Source organism: Buttiauxella noackiae, assembly GCF_000737905.1.
Taxonomy (GTDB): Bacteria; Pseudomonadota; Gammaproteobacteria; order Enterobacterales; family Enterobacteriaceae; genus Buttiauxella; species Buttiauxella noackiae.
The window spans coordinates 1,108,387-1,124,075 of sequence record NZ_JPRU01000001.1 but is presented as its reverse complement, the minus strand read 5'-3'; the positions used below and the strand labels follow the sequence as shown (position 1 = coordinate 1,124,075).

Annotated in this window: 15 protein-coding genes; 8 read left to right on the top strand and 7 right to left on the bottom strand. The window is 51.9% G+C overall.

Annotated features, from left to right (window positions below):
- Positions 1 to 12: 12 nt before the first annotated feature.
- From IX31_RS05140 to IX31_RS05105, 8 genes are all read left to right on the top strand, one after another.
- Entirely contained in the window at positions 13 to 1,155 is a 1,143-nt protein-coding gene (locus tag IX31_RS05140; protein ID WP_081908624.1) for an ABC transporter substrate-binding protein, read from the top strand.
- A complete protein-coding gene (locus IX31_RS05135) occupies positions 1,152 to 2,198 on the top strand; it encodes a FecCD family ABC transporter permease (RefSeq protein WP_051880556.1) in 1,047 nt (348 codons plus the stop codon). The genes IX31_RS05140 and IX31_RS05135 overlap by 4 nt, the downstream gene beginning before the upstream one ends.
- Positions 2,191 to 3,192: a FecCD family ABC transporter permease gene (locus IX31_RS05130; RefSeq protein ID WP_034456102.1), complete on the top strand. Its 1,002-nt coding sequence runs from the start codon at positions 2,191 to 2,193 to the stop codon at positions 3,190 to 3,192. The genes IX31_RS05135 and IX31_RS05130 overlap by 8 nt, the downstream gene beginning before the upstream one ends.
- Complete coding sequence (locus tag IX31_RS05125) at positions 3,189 to 3,968, top strand: ABC transporter ATP-binding protein (RefSeq protein ID WP_034456101.1); 780 nt, start codon at positions 3,189 to 3,191, stop codon at positions 3,966 to 3,968. The genes IX31_RS05130 and IX31_RS05125 overlap by 4 nt, the downstream gene beginning before the upstream one ends.
- Positions 3,965 to 4,633 (top strand): energy transducer TonB, encoded by a 669-nt coding sequence (locus IX31_RS22040; RefSeq protein WP_051880554.1) that lies wholly within the window; start codon positions 3,965 to 3,967, stop codon positions 4,631 to 4,633. The genes IX31_RS05125 and IX31_RS22040 overlap by 4 nt, the downstream gene beginning before the upstream one ends.
- Before the next feature lies 1 nt (position 4,634).
- The gene (locus IX31_RS05115; protein ID WP_051880552.1) at positions 4,635 to 5,303 is read left to right on the top strand and encodes a MotA/TolQ/ExbB proton channel family protein; all 669 of its coding nucleotides are present in this window, start codon (positions 4,635 to 4,637) and stop codon (positions 5,301 to 5,303) included.
- The gene (locus tag IX31_RS05110) at positions 5,303 to 5,716 is read left to right on the top strand and encodes an ExbD/TolR family protein (RefSeq protein ID WP_034456100.1); all 414 of its coding nucleotides are present in this window, start codon (positions 5,303 to 5,305) and stop codon (positions 5,714 to 5,716) included. Before IX31_RS05115 ends, IX31_RS05110 begins: the two co-directional genes overlap by 1 nt.
- Positions 5,717 to 6,323: 607 nt before the next feature.
- The gene (locus tag IX31_RS05105) at positions 6,324 to 7,877 is read left to right on the top strand and encodes a peptide MFS transporter (protein WP_034456098.1); all 1,554 of its coding nucleotides are present in this window, start codon (positions 6,324 to 6,326) and stop codon (positions 7,875 to 7,877) included.
- Positions 7,878 to 7,999: 122 nt separating this feature from the next.
- Here IX31_RS05105 and IX31_RS05100 read toward each other — a convergent pair whose 3' ends face one another.
- The 7 genes from IX31_RS05100 to mnmA form a co-directional block, all read right to left on the bottom strand.
- The gene (locus IX31_RS05100; RefSeq protein WP_034456095.1) at positions 8,000 to 8,791 is read right to left on the bottom strand and encodes an MBL fold metallo-hydrolase; all 792 of its coding nucleotides are present in this window, start codon (positions 8,789 to 8,791) and stop codon (positions 8,000 to 8,002) included.
- 260 nt (positions 8,792 to 9,051) lie between these two features.
- On the bottom strand, positions 9,052 to 10,173 hold the full coding sequence (locus IX31_RS05095; protein WP_034456094.1) for a ribosomal protein uL16 3-hydroxylase: 1,122 nt from the start codon (positions 10,171 to 10,173) through the stop codon (positions 9,052 to 9,054).
- Positions 10,174 to 10,244: 71 nt separating this feature from the next.
- Entirely contained in the window at positions 10,245 to 11,705 is a 1,461-nt protein-coding gene (phoQ, locus tag IX31_RS05090) for a two-component system sensor histidine kinase PhoQ (RefSeq protein WP_034456093.1), read from the bottom strand.
- Between the two features lie 2 nt (positions 11,706 to 11,707).
- Positions 11,708 to 12,379 carry a two-component system response regulator PhoP gene (gene phoP / locus IX31_RS05085; RefSeq protein ID WP_034456091.1) on the bottom strand — a complete coding sequence of 224 codons (672 nt, stop codon included), beginning with the start codon at positions 12,377 to 12,379 and terminating at the stop codon, positions 11,708 to 11,710.
- Between the two features lie 135 nt (positions 12,380 to 12,514).
- On the bottom strand, positions 12,515 to 13,885 hold the full coding sequence (gene purB, locus IX31_RS05080; protein ID WP_034456090.1) for an adenylosuccinate lyase: 1,371 nt from the start codon (positions 13,883 to 13,885) through the stop codon (positions 12,515 to 12,517).
- Positions 13,886 to 13,905: 20 nt separating this feature from the next.
- On the bottom strand, positions 13,906 to 14,535 hold the full coding sequence (hflD, locus tag IX31_RS05075) for a high frequency lysogenization protein HflD (RefSeq protein ID WP_034456089.1): 630 nt from the start codon (positions 14,533 to 14,535) through the stop codon (positions 13,906 to 13,908).
- 25 nt (positions 14,536 to 14,560) lie between these two features.
- Complete coding sequence (mnmA, locus tag IX31_RS05070) at positions 14,561 to 15,667, bottom strand: tRNA 2-thiouridine(34) synthase MnmA (RefSeq protein WP_034456087.1); 1,107 nt, start codon at positions 15,665 to 15,667, stop codon at positions 14,561 to 14,563.
- Positions 15,668 to 15,689: the final 22 nt, after the last annotated feature.

Sequence of the window (15,689 nt, the reverse complement as noted above, 5' to 3'; positions counted from 1 at the left end):
TGAGACCTGATAATGAAAACCTACCACGGTAGCGCATGGGTGATTGTTTTTCTTACCCTCGGGTTGATGTCGCTACTTTTATTACGACCTCAGCCTGTATTTAAACCCGGGTCTTACTCAAGGAGTATCACCGATGCTCGCGGGGTAACAGTTTCTATCCCAGAAAATGCGCGTGTGGCGGCCTATTCCTGGGAGTTCCTGACGGAGACTCATCGCCCGGATCGGTTATCTGGTCGCAGCGAAAGGATCCGCAATATGTTGCGCGGATATCGCTATTTTATGCCGGTACGGGTTTATCGTGCAGTTTTCGATAACGATGCTTATTGGCACGATACCAGTACGTTAGAAACGTTACTGGCAAACAGTAACAATACAGTCATTGCCGGTGCGACATGGTTCCACAATCACGCGATTGGGGCCGATGAATTACGTACGTTAGGTATCATTGCGCTGGATGTTGACGGCACCAATTCCGTGACGGCCGATGAGAAAATTGCTCGCGAAACGACTATCTACAATGAAATCATAAACCAACCCGCTTTTGCACAAACACTGATCTCGCGTTATCAGCAAGACTATTCCAGCTTCCACGCCGACTATAAAGCACCAACCAACCCAATAGATTGTCCGCGCATTGCCGGTGTTGGCGCACCGGATAACGATTGGTCAAAAGTATCAATGGGCGGTGGCGATACTCCCTCAGAGACCGGTCAAAAATGTGATGAAAATGGAACACGCGATGCCGTGGCTGGATTCAGGGCGCGCGGCAGGCAGCAAGATGCTGAACGCGTATTAGCCGTTGATCCAGACATCATCATGCTAATGGGAACCGATGCACGAAAATTTATGCAGGACCCGCGCTGGCAGGGCCTCAAAGCCGTACACTCGCGCCGCGTATACACCTCCGAGCCAGCTTTTAGCGGCTATAGCTATAACATCGATAACCGCCCCTTTGCTGCACGCTGGTCGGCAGAAGTTATTCATCCTGAACTGATTAAACCTCGTGTGCGGCAGTTACTACGCGACCACTATCAGGCAGCTTATGGATATCACCTTTCGCAAGAGGAACTGGATGGCCTGTTAAGTGTGAAGCAAAACAGCCAATCAGCAGGTTATGAACGCTTCTTTGCCGCGAAGGGGGAGTCAAAAAAATGAATACTCAAAGAATCGATTTGCGGCAAAAAATGGTCATCCTGACGTTAATGATTACGCTGCTTATCGCTGTTTTTGTCTCGCTGTGCATTGGGGCTTATCCGATGGCTGGAGGGCATCTTTTATCGGCGCTGGTAGGACTGTTTTTGTTCATCCAGCACGCCGATAACACCGGGTTACGCGATCAGGCCGTTATCCTGATGGTGAGATTGCCGCGCGTTCTGATGACGGTTTATATCGGCATCGCCCTTGGTCTATCGGGTGCCGCGCTTCAGGGCATCATGCGCAATCCATTAGTCAGTCCAGATTTGGTTGGCGTTAGCTCTGGAGCTGCTTGTGGAGGGGTTCTTGCCGTGATGTTGAACATTGACAACAATCCGCTGGCGCTGGTTGCTTTGGCCTTTTGTGGCGGTGTCATCGCCATGATCTGCACTCAAGCGTTGGTCCGCCTGGCCCGCGCAAACAGCAGCGGCATCATGCTTATCGTCGCCGGGATTTTTGTTGGCGCTCTCTTCACCTCCGGCGTGAGTCTGGGCTGCTTCCTTGCAGACGATCGACAAGGTTCGCGTATCACTGACTGGCTTCTCGGGACGGTGGCGCATGCCACCCCGGCAATGGTTGGGCTTATCGCGGCACCGGTACTCGTCGGGGGTAGCATTCTGATGCTTTTGCGCTGGCGCATTAACATTCTCTCCCTCGGCGATATGGACATAGCCGGATTGGGGATCAATCCAGCACGTGTGCGCTGGTTGGTCATCCTTTGTGTCTCCTGGATGATCGCAGCCCAGGTAGCAGTCAGTGGAGTCATCGGCTGGGTTGGACTGGTATCGCCCCATGCTGCACGCCTGCTGGTGGGTAGTGATCATCGCCGGGTCTTACCTGCCTCAGCTTTACTGGGCGGTTTATTTACCCTGCTGGTTGATGATTTTGCCCGTGTGGTTTTGCGCGCTGATATCCCTATGAGCGTATTAACCACACTCATTGGCACGCCGTTTATCTGTTTCCTGTTCTGGAAACAGAAAGCAAGGAAAGAAAAACATGAATAAGACGTTCATTCGCACGGTACCGGTTTGGATGTTGTTACTGCTATTGATCGTTGCCATAGCGGCATCAATGCTAACCGGTGCCTATCCCATGTCTGCTTTCCATGCGGCAAAGGTGCTTTTCAGCGGCGGTGATTTGAAAGAGATAGCTGTTATGACGCTAATCCGTCCGCCGCGCATTCTTGTTGCGATGCTTGCTGGTTGCGCTCTGGGGTTATCCGGCGCGGCTTTGCAGGGCGTGATGCGTAACCCATTAGTCAGCCCCGACCTCGTCGGAGTTAGCTCTGGGGCAGCATTCGGAAGCGTGCTGGCAATCATGGCAGGACTTTCTTCGTTCGTGATGGTTGGATTCGCGTTATTCGGCGGCATCCTGGCTCTGGCATGTACTTTCGCACTCGCGGCAATCATGCAGGTAAGGAACGGGGTAGGGCTGATTCTGGCCGGTTTTTTCGTTGGTGCATTCTTCCTCGCAGGAATTGGTTTTTGCCTTTACATGGATCCAACCGGCAGCGCGCCGGGGATCAGCTACTGGATGATGGGCACTTTCCGTGGGGCTGATCCGCTGAAAGCAGAAATTTTAGGCGCGGCAGTGCTGCTCGGTGGTGGTGTATTGATGGGACTGCGCTGGCGTATCAATCTCCTTTCGCTCAATGACCAGGACGCCGCCGCTTTAGGTGTCAATGTCAGCCTTGTACGCTGGTTAGTCATTACGATTGTTGCCCTGCTTGTCGCCGCGCAAGTGGCGGTTTCTGGCGTTGTAGGCTGGGTCGGCCTCATCGTGCCGCACATTGCCCGCATGCTGGTTGGTGCCGACCACAGACGGCTTTTACCCGCTTCAGCATTTATCGGCGGGGTTTTCGTTTTAGGGCTGGATGACTTAACGCGTTCAGTGATACAGGGCGAGATCCCCGTAAGCGTGCTGGCTGCGTTTATTGGGACACCCTTCATCTGCATCCTCTTCTGGAAAGCAAAAAATAAAGGTTGGGGCGAACAATGAGCAATATTGCATTTGCTTTCGAAGAGTTAGGACACGCGTACTTGCCCGATAATTGGATCTTCAGAGGCTATAACGCCCATGTCAACAAAGGGCAAGTTTTTGCCCTGATGGGCGCTAATGGGCGCGGGAAGACAACGATGCTTAAAACCATTTTAGGCACGCTTTCACCCACTGAAGGAAAAGTCACGGTAAATGGTCGCGTAGCGTTTGTGCCACAGCTATTTCAGGTGAGTTTTGACTACTCGGTACTGGATATGGTGCTGATGGGACGTGCACGCAAAGTCGGCCTGTTCAGCCAGCCCTCAAAGGAAGATGAAGCCGCTGCGATGCAGGCGCTGGCGCGTTTCCGGCTAGCACATTTGGCGCAACGACCCTTCCACGAATTATCAGGCGGTCAGCGACAGCTGATTATCTTTGCCAGAGCGATTGTCGGTGGTGCCGACATTCTGATCCTTGACGAACCTACCTCCGCTCTGGACCTGAAAAATCAGGGCGTGGTGCTCGACTGGATCCATACACTGGCACGTCAGGAAGGGTTAACCGTCGTTTTCACAACGCATCATCCACACCATGCTCACGCTGTGGCCGATAAGGCTTTGCTGATGTTCGATGCCCGGAACTACGCCAGCGGCGATATTGCAGACGTACTGACAGAAGAAAATCTTTACCGGCTGTATGGCATCCCGCTGCGACAGATTGGCTTTGAGTTTGAGGGGCAATCTCTTAAAACGCTGATTCCGGTCTTCCGTCCAACCCTCGTGGACTGCGCGCCATGATCTCTGCCAGAAGCCTGTTTCTGCTTGTTCTGATTGCTCATATTTTGGGGATTGCCGCCATTGGCCGTATATCCTTCAGCAACAAACAAGGCACAGCGGGTATGCCTGGCGTTTTACAAGTCAGCACAATAGAGGCAGGCCGGCCCGCGCCGGTCGTCAAAGACATTACGCCAGTGGTTAAACCAGCAAAACGGATGAAGCCAGCACATACCACACCTCACAAAGCACCACGTGTGCTAGCTGTTGCCGCAAAGTCTTCGAAAGCTATCGTCAATCGTCAGGTACAACAGCCGGTAACGGATAAAAATCAACCGGTACAGCCAGCGGCTACAAATCAGGTCGTGGGGGAAACCAATGATGCTCTTGCGCATGCTGGCACCCGGCAGCCACCGAGTCTTGATGCTGATTACCTTTCTAACCCTGCACCAAAATATCCAACACTGTCACGCATGTTCCACGAACAAGGGCTGGTGAAGCTGCGTATCCATGTCACAGCCCAGGGCAAACCCGATGCCGTACAGCTAGAGCATAGTTGTGGTTACGATCGGCTCGATCAGGCCGCAATGGCAGCTGTCTGGAGCTGGCGCTTTGTCCCGGCTAAAGAGTCAGGCTATGCGGTTGCGGGTGACGTGACAGTTCCTGTTCGTTTTTCATTACGGAGTTAATATGTTCGCTTTTCCATTCTTCTCCCACACCGATAAAGTGGGCTATTTCGTTATTGCCCTGTTATTGGGCATGTCAATTATTAGCTGGTTTTTGATTCTTCTCAAAAGCTGGCAATACCTCCGCCTGAATAGTGCTAATCGCCACTTTTCAGCCGAGTTTAGCGTTGTAAATACCTTTTCAGATATCCAGACGCTGGCTAATACCAGGTGCTCAAGTGCTCCGCTTTATCATGTGCTGACTCATGGCATTCAGGCATGCCGGCTGATTGAACAGCCGGAGGCGATACGCGGTTTTGAAAGCTCGACGCCAGATGATTTCATCAGCGCCGCGTTACATGCCGCGATTGCCGAAGCGGAGAGGATTCGCGATAAGGGCGTGTCAATTTTAGCCACCATTGGCTCCACCGCACCGTTCGTTGGGTTATTCGGTACGGTTTGGGGGATTTACCATGCGCTGATGGCTATCAGCCAGTCCGGGCAAAACAACCTGGACCAGGTTGCCGCACCTGTCGGTGAAGCGTTGATTATGACGGCCTGCGGATTGGCAGTGGCGCTTCCCGCAGTATGGGGTTACAACGCTTTTGTCAGAGCCAGCCAGCGGCAGACCGGATATTTGGAAAAATTCGCACACAATATCTTTGGGTTATTAGGCTTCGGTAGGGTGAAATAATGGCTTTCCATCCCTCAACGAAAAACAAAAAGCCCATGTCTGAAATCAATATGATCCCTATGATTGATGTGATGTTGGTGCTGCTGATTGTCTTTATTATTTCCGCTCCACTGCTGACCAACTCGGTAAAAATAGATCTCCCAACGGCGAGCAGCAACCCGGTAGATACCAGAGAAAAATCGGTCCAGCTTGCTATTAAATCTGAAGGCAATTTTTACTGGAACGGAACGCTCAAAGATAAGGATTCACTGCAGGGATTGATGCTAGAGGCATCGCACCAGACTCCACAACCGGAGATTCAGTTGCAGGCCGACGCTCATACGTCGTATGAAACGGTTGCTCAGGTTATGGCGCTATTGTCCCGTTCGGGTTTGGCAAAAATTGCTTTTATCAGTCTTCCGGAGAAACCTTAGCGGGTGTTAAACGAAAATAGGGCTATTGGCATCCTGGCCCTCTCTACAATTTTTTCTGGAGCCGTAATTTACCTCATAGGCAGAGGCTGGTGGCATATCTGTACATCATGACCAGCGGTAAGGGGATCGGGATGATGGTTCCAATAGTGCTCAGAGTTTTAGTCTTATCGTTACTCAATAGCACCACAGATTGTGCTCTCTGGTAAGACCTTGTTTCAGTGAATCATAAATCTCGTAGCGTTTGGATGGCTGCTGTGGCGGTGCAACGGAAAATTTATGATGCGACTGGCTAACAAACTCATAAGCCCTGAAAGCGCCAAAAACTTCATTATTTATACATAACAAACTGTTTAATAAGACTTAAGTTTTTTATTTCTCCGAACCCTCAAAGTCAATAACTCTCTCCCGTCACCCGACAAAAAATCTGAAAAAGTAGACAATCGTCGACTTTTCATCTTAAAGTCCTGCGCCTGGCACTAGACAAAACCAGTAACTAGTTATCAAATGGTTAAATAATAATTTCTGAATGTTAAAAAGCGGCAGTCATTCAAATAGCCGCCATGCATTCTGGTGCTACAGGCACTCGACACACTTCCATGGAGAATTTATGCATTCCTCTGTTAATAAAAACGAAAGCCGGACCTTTTTCGGCCATCCTTATCCGCTAGGCTCACTGTTCTTTACTGAAATGTGGGAGCGGTTCTCGTTTTATGGTATTCGCCCGCTACTGATCCTGTTTATGGCGGCCACGGTTTACGACGGTGGTATGGGGCTTGCGCGTGAAAACGCCTCGGCTATCGTCGGGATCTTTGCCGGTAGCATGTATCTGGCCGCGCTGCCGGGTGGATGGCTGGCTGACAACTGGCTCGGCCAGCAGAAGGCGGTCTGGTACGGTTCGATTCTTATCGCCCTCGGTCACCTGTCCATCGCGCTCTCCGCATTTATGGGCGACAGCCTGTTCTTCATCGGCCTGATGTTTATCGTGCTCGGTTCCGGGCTGTTCAAGACCTGCATCTCGGTGATGGTCGGGACACTGTATAAAAAAGGCGATGCGCGTCGCGACGGCGGGTTCTCGCTGTTCTATATGGGCATCAACATGGGTTCGTTTATCGCTCCGCTGATCTCCGGTTGGCTGATAAAAACCCATGGTTGGCACTGGGGCTTTGGCATCGGCGGTATCGGGATGCTGGTGGCGTTGGTGATCTTCCGCGTGTTCGCCGTTCCGTCGATGAAGCGTTATGACAGCGAAGTTGGCCTGGACTCCACCTGGAACAGCCCGGTGGCGAAGAAAAAAGGTGTAGGTGCCTGGCTGATGGCGCTGGCGATTGGCGTGGCTGTCGTGGTTACGCTGATAGCGCAGGGCGTGATTGTTATTAATCCTGTCGCGGTTGCCAGCGTGCTGGTTTACGTGATCGCAGCTTCCGTTGCCCTGTACTTTATCTACCTGTTTGTGTTTGCGGGTCTGAACCGTAAAGAGCGCGCCAGGCTGCTGGTCTGCTTTATTCTGCTGGTGTCCGCAGCGTTCTTCTGGTCGGCATTTGAGCAAAAACCGACTTCGTTCAACCTGTTCGCTAACGACTACACCAACCGCATGATCGGCGATTTTGAAATCCCTGCCGTGTGGTTCCAGTCCATCAATGCGCTGTTCATCATTTTGCTGGCACCGGTGTTTAGCTGGGCGTGGCCAATGCTTGCGCGCAAAGGCGTGCGTCCGAGCAGTATTACCAAGTTTGTCATCGGTATCTTGTGTGCCGCGGCGGGCTTTGGCGTGATGATGCTGGCGGCGGAAAATGTGCTGAACAGCGGCGGGGCGGGTGTATCGCCATTCTGGCTGGTGGGCAGCATTCTGATGCTGACGCTCGGCGAGCTGTGCCTGAGCCCAATAGGGCTTGCGACGATGACGCTGCTGGCGCCGGAAAGAATGCGCGGCCAGATGATGGGGCTGTGGTTCTGCGCAAGTGCATTGGGTAATCTGGCGGCAGGCTTGATTGGTGGCCACGTTAAAGCAGACCAGTTGGATATGCTGCCGGACCTCTTTGCACGCTGCTCTATCGCGCTGCTGATTTGCGCCGCCGTGCTGCTGGTGCTGATTGTGCCAGTGCGTCGCATGCTGGAAAACGCCCAGACGAAGCCTGAGCAAAAACCGGTGACCAATGCGTGATGCGAAAGCGTAACTAATCACTGAACCACAACAAGGCCGATCGAAAGATCGGCTTTTTTTGTGCTAAGGAACAGCCTCAAAAAATATAAGAGTGAGCCAGCAAACTATTCAAAGGAAAACGGTTAGCCAAGACAGGCAAGATACTTTTTGCCCGAGCGATTCACGATGTCATCGGCATTTTCCCTGATGTTCTTTCCTTCAAACGCACCGTAGAGTCTTTTAAATTTCACCGTGCTCAGGCGGCGCGTAATATCGCTGACCGTCGCGCCCGACAGTGGCAGCATATTCGGATAGCTCCACATAAAGGATACGGCATCAGCGCCAGGCGTGACCTGAACGATGTCCCCCGCCAGCAGTATGCCTTCGCCCCTTGCCCAGTGAAGAACGCTGCCGCCAGCGAAGTGCCCGCCAAGACGTATCAGGCTGACGCCTGCGGCCAACTCAAGGGTGTCGCCTTCCCAAAACTTGATGTAAGGACTCTCGCGCATGACCCACTGGCGATCGCGGGCATGCAGATAAATCGGGGCGTCGAATTCGGCGGCCCAGTCCTGCATGGTGGTGTAGTAATGAGGATGTGAAATAGCGATAGCTTTAAGCCCGCCCAGTGAGGAAATCAGTGTTTTTGTGGCGTCGTCGAGATTGGCTATGCAGTCCCACAAAATATTGCCTTCTGGCGTTCCCAGAATAAAAGCGCGCTGACCAATCGCAAACTCAGGAACCGTCTGGATGCTGAACAGATTGGGCTCCTGTTGCTGCCACTTATTTGTGTGTGAAGCGACAAGTGTGTCCAGCTCAACCCATTCCTGCCCCGTTACGGGTACGTACTGGCGCTCATCTTCACAGATGTTGCAGTGTTCCGGATGGGAATGAGTGGACTCGAAGGATGTGCCGCAGGCTTTGCATAATGTGATCATTAAGGCGTCCTCATTGCTCCTGTTAGGGTTGTTATAAAGGTAGCAGTGCCGATTAAGCCGGTTTGTCCATAACTGCGACTGTTTATAGTCGTTAAATGTCAGGAAATTCGAGGTTAAAGAGTGGGTTCATCAAGCACAGCGGGAAAATATTGGCAAGCGAGGCCTTGCGGAGTTTTTTATATTAACGATGTGAAAGCGACGATGGTTGCGTTTCCCTGCCTTCTTAGCAAGTCAATAGCTGAGAAGGCAGGGGAGAGGTTTTAGTCTTCGAAATACCAGTATCCACTGTTAACCAGTGCCGCCAGCATTGCCAGGAACGACGGGTCTTCCAGCGCATCACCAAACATTTCTGCTTTCAGTGTGATGTTGCTCGCCAGGGCTTCAAGCGCCGGGCGATGCGGGCTGTCAATTTTCTCACCGTTAACGTAAATCTCGTCGGCAATACGCAGAACGCGCAGCCCACCCAGTCGAGTAATGGCATCACCCTGTTTCAGCGCATCGTAAATCTCGTCAGGCTGATAGGGTGGCTCTGGTGGTGCAACGTCCAGTTCGTGGCGCGACTGGGAAACGAACTCACCGAACCAGGTTTTAAAGTGCTCTGGCTGGTTGATAAGTTCCAGCATCATTTCGCGTAACTTATCCATTTCCTGCGGCAGAACATCAGCCGGATGCTGGCGCGCAGGCACGTCAGGGTCGGTATAACGTTGGCTACCCAGTTCACGTTGCAGCACGTAATCTGCAAAACCACTAATCAGCTCGCGTCCACTTGGCGCGCGGAAGCCGACCGAGTAGTTCATCGAGTTTTCCAGCGAGTAACCTTCGTGCGGGAAACCTGGCGGGATATAGATAATATCGCCCGGCTCCAGCTCTTCATCGATGATGGCGTCGAACGGTTCAACTTGCAGTAAGTCGGGATGAGGGCAGTGTTGTTTCAGGGCAACTTTTTCCCCAACACGCCAGCGGCGGCGGCCAACGCCCTGAATGATAAACACGTCATACTGGTCGAAATGCGGGCCAACGCCGCCGCCTGGAACCGAGAAAGAGATCATCAGATCGTCAATTCGCCAGTCCGGAAGGGCGCGGAATGGGCGCATCAGGCGGGCACTTTGTTCATGCCAGTGGTTAACTGCCTGAACCAGTAAAGACCAGTTGTTTTCGCCCAGATGATCGTAGCTCTGGAACGGGCCGTGGCTGACTTGCCATCTGCCGTCGTTATGGCTGACCAGGCGGCTATCCACCTCGTTTTCCATAGCAAGGCCTGCCAGTTCATCCGGGGAGATTGGGTCGATGAAGTTTTTGAAGCCACGTTTTAGAACAACCGGGCGTTTCTGCCAGTAGTTCGCGATGAAATCGGGCCAGTTTAGGTCGAGTTGATAGTCCATATTATTATCCGGCAGGTGAAGGAGCCTGCCGAGGATTATAACGGATGGCGTCCGCCGTTACGGGAGTATTTTTAATCTTCTTCTCGGTCTGGACGCTGGCGCGCAAAAATCACTTCCATACGTGCGCCACCCAGTTCGCAGTTTGAGGTCAGAATCTCTCCGTCATATTGTTCGACGATTTCACGTGCGACGGATAAACCCACTCCCTGGCCCGGTCGTAAGGTGTCTGCACGTTGCCCACGGTCAAACACCATACTGCGTTTGCTTTCAGGAATACCTGGCCCGTCATCATCAACGATTAAGTGCAGTGTGTCATCGAGCTGGCGGCCAGAGATTTCAACAAATTCAAGGCAGTATTTGCAGGCGTTATCCAGCACATTGCCCATCACCTCCATAAAGTCATTTTTCTCACCCACAAAGGTAATTTCCGGTGAAATATCCAGCGAAATATTCACCCCTTTGCGTTGGTAAACTTTATTGAGTGCGGAACACAGGCTGTCGAGTAATGGTGCAACCGGATGAAGCTCCCGACTGATGAGTGCACTGTCGCCGCGCATGCTGGCGCGATGCAGGTAATAGCCAATTTGCTGTGATATACGGCTGATTTGCTCAAGCATTACCGGTTCCGCCTCTTCGATACTCAGCTTCTTAGTGCGCATAGATCGCAAGGTACTTTGTAACACCGCCAGCGGTGTCTTCAGACTGTGTGTTAAGTCGGTAAGAGTGGTGCGGTATTTATCGTAACGGTCACGCTCAGTGCGCAGCAGGCGGTTGAGATTGCGCACAAGGCTTGTCAGCTCGCGTGTGGTTTCGGGGTTAAGGCTATCCCGGTCATGTTTTTCCAGCTCGCGCACTTCTTTTGCCAACTCTTCGATAGGGCGTAAGCTCCAGCGTGCGGCTACCCAAAGCAAGGGTATAACCAACAACAAGTTGGCGAGGAAAACACAGGTAAACAAACTCCAGACTGTATACGAGCGTTTTAACTCGATAGGAATGGTGTCGACAACCACAATAGTTAAGGCGGGCATTTTGCCCATCGCCGGGTATTTGTTGACCGCTACGGAGTGGCTGACTTCATCGCTATAGTCGCCATCATAAAAATCTTTTAGCTGGTTCTGGAGGTTTTGGTCGTTGCCTAACAATTCATGGCTGGTATCAAAATTGGCCTCCAGGTCGTGAAAACCATCGGTGACGAGCCACTCTTTTTTAATTTGCTGCACCACATGTGGCAAATCACGCTGAGCCCACATCAGCTTGCCTTTATCATCGTAGATAAGGGCCATGGTCGGAGTTTTCAGATTCAGGTTTTCAGGAAGCACGACATTTATCTTGCCGTTCTCGTAGGTCGCAAGGGTATAAAACAGGTTGCTCTCACCGCGCAGCAAACGGAAAGTGGTTTTATCAAAACTGATGTTATAACCCACCAGTGCCACAACGCCGTAGGCCAGTGACAGCACCAAAACCACGGCGGCGGTTGCGAGTAAAAAGCGAACTCGTAACGATAACGGTAAAAAATGTCGGATGAATTTCATGGTTAACGCAGATCGAAGCGATAGCCCTGACCACGCACCGTGGTGATGGCTTCGTGAGAGTATTCTGCCAGGATCTTCTTGCGCAAACGTCCCATTAATACATCAATGGTGTGGCTTTCGCGCAGTTCGGCATCGGGGTAAAGCTGGAGCATGAGTGAATCTTTGCTAACCACTTTGCCGTTGTTACGAATCAGCGTTTCCATGATGGTGTATTCAAAGGCGGTTAACTTGATTAGGTTGTCGTTGATCAGGAGTTCGCGGCGCGACAAATCGACGTGGAAAGGAGGCAGGGAAATAACCTGCGACGCCAGCCCGCTGTTGCGGCGCATTAACACCTGCATGCGGGCGACGACTTCCTCGAGATGAAACGGCTTGGTCACGTAATCATCCGCACCCGCACCCAGCACTTCAACCTTGTCCTGCCAGCCTTCACGCGCGGTAAGAACCAGGATGGGAATAGTCACATCATGGCTGCGCCAGCGGCGAATAAGACTCAGGCCATCTTCATCGGGCAGGCCTAAATCGACAATGGCAATATCGGGGGTATGTTCACTCAGAAAATAGTCGGCTTCTTTAGCATCTTCAGCAGCATCGACCTGATGACCTGCTTCCCGCAACTGCACCTGAAGATGGTGGCGTAACAGTGCATTGTCTTCCACAACCAGAACACGCATCGCATTTCCCCAATAAATGAATAGCTTTGATAGTTTAACGCTAATTATGGTGCAGGAGGGGTAAACCTTGAATAAACAATCATGAGGGTGAGGCGGGGATGAAAAAACGCCACCGCGTAGGGTGGCGTTAGCTGGTTATTTTAGCTCGTCAACCATGGTGATGGCGCGGCCAATATAGTTAGCCGGAGTCATCGCTTTCAGGCGAGTTTTTTCCTCTTCTGGCAGCTCAAGGCTATCGATAAACTGCTTCATGCCTTCAGCATCCACGCGTTTGCCGCGAGTCAGCTCTTTGAGTTTCTCGTACGGCTTCTCAATGCCGTAACGGCGCATCACGGTCTGAATTGGTTCAGCCAGCACTTCCCAGTTGAGATCCAGTTCCGCCAGCAGACGGTCACGGTTCACTTCCAGCTTGCTCACACCTTTCAGGGTGGACTGGTAAGCAATCAGCGCGTAGCCAATGCCGACGCCCAGGTTACGCAGCACGGTTGAGTCAGTCAGGTCGCGCTGCCAACGGGAAACAGGCAGTTTGCTCGCCAGGTGTTGCAACATAGCGTTAGACAGGCCCAGGTTACCTTCCGAGTTTTCGAAGTCAATTGGGTTAACTTTGTGCGGCATAGTGGAAGAGCCGATTTCACCTGCGATGGTTTTCTGCTTGAAGTGGTTCAGCGCGATGTAACCCCAGACGTCACGATCGAAGTCGATCAGAATGGTGTTAAAGCGGGCGATGCAATCAAACAGCTCAGCGATGTAATCGTGTGGTTCGATCTGTGTGGTGTACGGGTTCCACTGGATGCCCAGAGAAGTCACGAACTCCTCACTGAACTGGTGCCAGTCAACTTCCGGGTATGCCACCATGTGGGCGTTATAGTTACCTACCGCACCATTGATTTTGCCCAGAATGTCCACTTTCTCTAACTGGCGGAACTGGCGCTCCATACGATACGCTACGTTTGCCATCTCTTTACCCATTGTTGATGGGGTTGCAGGCTGGCCGTGGGTACGGGAGAGCAGTGGAATATCACGATACTGAACCGACAGGTCTTTCACCGCGTCGATAACTTTACGCCAGTACGGCAGAACCACGTCCTGACGGGCGGTTTGCAGCATCAACGCGTGGGACAGGTTGTTGATATCTTCTGAAGTACAGGCGAAGTGAATAAATTCAGATACCGCATGCAGGGCAGGGATGGCCGCCACTTTTTCCTTCAGAAAATATTCAACCGCTTTTACGTCGTGATTGGTGGTGCGTTCAATGGTTTTGATGCGCGCGGCATCTTCTTCACTGAACTCAGCCACAATTTTATCAAGGTAACCGTTTGCGTCCGCGTCAAAAGCAGGAACTTCCTTGATCGCTGTGTGCGTGGCCAGTTTTTGCAGCCAACGTACTTCGACTTGTACGCGGAATTTCAGCAAACCAAATTCGCTGAAAATAGCGCGCAGAGCGCTGACTTTGTCGCCGTAACGTCCATCAACGGGGGAAACGGCGGTCAGTGAGGATAATTCCATAAGTTACAACTCCAGAGAGGTTAACATTGAGCAAGAATTTGTTTGGCCTGAGCACACAGGCGACTACGAGAAAACATTAACTGCAAGCGGCCACCGCCAACTTGATGCCATAACACGGCGGCGCGAATACCCGCCAGCAGTGAGGCGCGTACTTTACTTTGCACCTGCGGGCTTTGCAGCACAGCAGGGGAGCCGGTGACCTGAATACGTGGGCCTAATGGGCTAATTACATCAACATAAATCCCGGCCATGGCGCTCAGAAGCGTGTCGGACTCAAGATCAAAATGTTCAAGCTGACGTTGCAACCCGGCAATGCTTGAACCGAGTTTGTCCATGGCACCTTTGCTGCCGTGAAGCTTACGTTCCAGCACCATCAGGCTTAATGTGTAGCGCGTCAGTTCGGCGTTCAGCCCCTGGCGATTACTGGCGTTCAACACGCCCAGCAAAGTTTCCAGACCGAGTTTAAGGTTAGCTTCGTTGCCACCAAAAACATCCAGCGTGGAGCCCGGGTTTTGATCGATAACGCTGTTCAACGAGACATGCAGCGCATCGTTATCGCAATGCCCCTGGTGTGCCAATTGCTGAACCAGACGGGCAGACTGGCAGATCCCTGCCAGTGCGATGGTGATGTCATAGTAATTCTTGGCCACGGAGCTTCTTCCTTGCTGACAATTTTTAAACAGTGAGCGGCAGACGCTGCTCAATAACACCACCGCCGAGGCAGATTTCGCCCAGGTAAAACACGGCAGACTGGCCGGGCGTTACGGCAGCAACAGGTTCATCAAAACGCACTTCAATACGATCGGCATCCAGAGGTGTAATCACGCATGGAAGGTCAGCCTGGCGATAGCGAGTTTTAACGGTGCATTTGAGCGGTTCGGTCAGTGTTTCACGGTCAACCCAATGTAATTGTTGTGCAATCAAGCCAACGGACATCAAACGCGGATGCTCACTACCCTGAGCAACTACCAGAATATTGTTTTCGACGTCTTTATCGACCACATACCATGGATCTTCGCTGCCTTCTTTAGTGCCGCCGATACCCAGACCTTTGCGTTGCCCGAGCGTGTGGTACATCAAACCCTGATGCTCACCAATGTGTTCGCCATCAACGGTAAGAATTTTACCCGGCTGTGCAGGCAGGTAACGGCCAAGAAATTCGCGGAATTTGCGCTCGCCGATAAAACAGATACCGGTGGAGTCTTTTTTCTTCGCGGTGATCAAATCTAACTCTTCAGCAATGCGGCGCACTTCTGGCTTTTCCAGTTCACCTACCGGGAACAGGCTCTGTGCGATTTGCTCGTGCCCCAGGGTATAAAGGAAGTAGCTTTGATCTTTATTATTGTCTAAACCGCGCAGCAGGCGGCTTTTACCGTCCACATCCTCGCGGCGCACGTAGTGACCGGTGGCGATATAATCGGCACCTAAATCTTCGGCGGCAAATTCGAGGAAGGCTTTAAATTTGATCTCTTTGTTGCACAGAATATCCGGGTTAGGTGTACGCCCGGCTTTGTACTCTTCCAGGAAGTGTTCAAACACGTTATCCCAGTATTCTGCGGCAAAGTTTACGGTGTGCAGTTCAATGCCGAGCTTGTCGCAAACGGCTTGCGCATCAGCTAAATCAGCAGCAGCAGTGCAGTACTCCTCGCCATCATCCTCTTCCCAGTTCTTCATGAACAGGCCTTCCACCTTGTAACCTTGTTGTTGCAACAGGTAAGCGGAAACGGAGGAATCGACACCGCCGGACATCCCGACGATCACTTTTTTTGGGCTTTCAGACATTGGAGTAACTCATGACATTGAA

Bases quoted from the DNA above. Each gene is read 5' to 3' on its own strand.
- IX31_RS05140 (WP_081908624.1), top strand. From the start codon at position 13: ATGAAAACCTACCACGGTAGCGCATGGGTGATTGTTTTTCTTACCCTC.
- IX31_RS05135 (WP_051880556.1), top strand. From the start codon at position 1,152: ATGAATACTCAAAGAATCGATTTGCGGCAAAAAATGGTCATCCTGACG.
- IX31_RS05130 (WP_034456102.1), top strand. From the start codon at position 2,191: ATGAATAAGACGTTCATTCGCACGGTACCGGTTTGGATGTTGTTACTG.
- IX31_RS05125 (WP_034456101.1), top strand. From the start codon at position 3,189: ATGAGCAATATTGCATTTGCTTTCGAAGAGTTAGGACACGCGTACTTG.
- IX31_RS22040 (WP_051880554.1), top strand. From the start codon at position 3,965: ATGATCTCTGCCAGAAGCCTGTTTCTGCTTGTTCTGATTGCTCATATT.
- IX31_RS05115 (WP_051880552.1), top strand. From the start codon at position 4,635: ATGTTCGCTTTTCCATTCTTCTCCCACACCGATAAAGTGGGCTATTTC.
- IX31_RS05110 (WP_034456100.1), top strand. From the start codon at position 5,303: ATGGCTTTCCATCCCTCAACGAAAAACAAAAAGCCCATGTCTGAAATC.
- IX31_RS05105 (WP_034456098.1), top strand. From the start codon at position 6,324: ATGCATTCCTCTGTTAATAAAAACGAAAGCCGGACCTTTTTCGGCCAT.
- IX31_RS05100 (WP_034456095.1), bottom strand. From the start codon at position 8,791: ATGATCACATTATGCAAAGCCTGCGGCACATCCTTCGAGTCCACTCAT.
- IX31_RS05095 (WP_034456094.1), bottom strand. From the start codon at position 10,173: ATGGACTATCAACTCGACCTAAACTGGCCCGATTTCATCGCGAACTAC.
- phoQ (WP_034456093.1), bottom strand. From the start codon at position 11,705: ATGAAATTCATCCGACATTTTTTACCGTTATCGTTACGAGTTCGCTTT.
- phoP (WP_034456091.1), bottom strand. From the start codon at position 12,379: ATGCGTGTTCTGGTTGTGGAAGACAATGCACTGTTACGCCACCATCTT.
- purB (WP_034456090.1), bottom strand. From the start codon at position 13,885: ATGGAATTATCCTCACTGACCGCCGTTTCCCCCGTTGATGGACGTTAC.
- mnmA (WP_034456087.1), bottom strand. From the start codon at position 15,667: ATGTCTGAAAGCCCAAAAAAAGTGATCGTCGGGATGTCCGGCGGTGTC.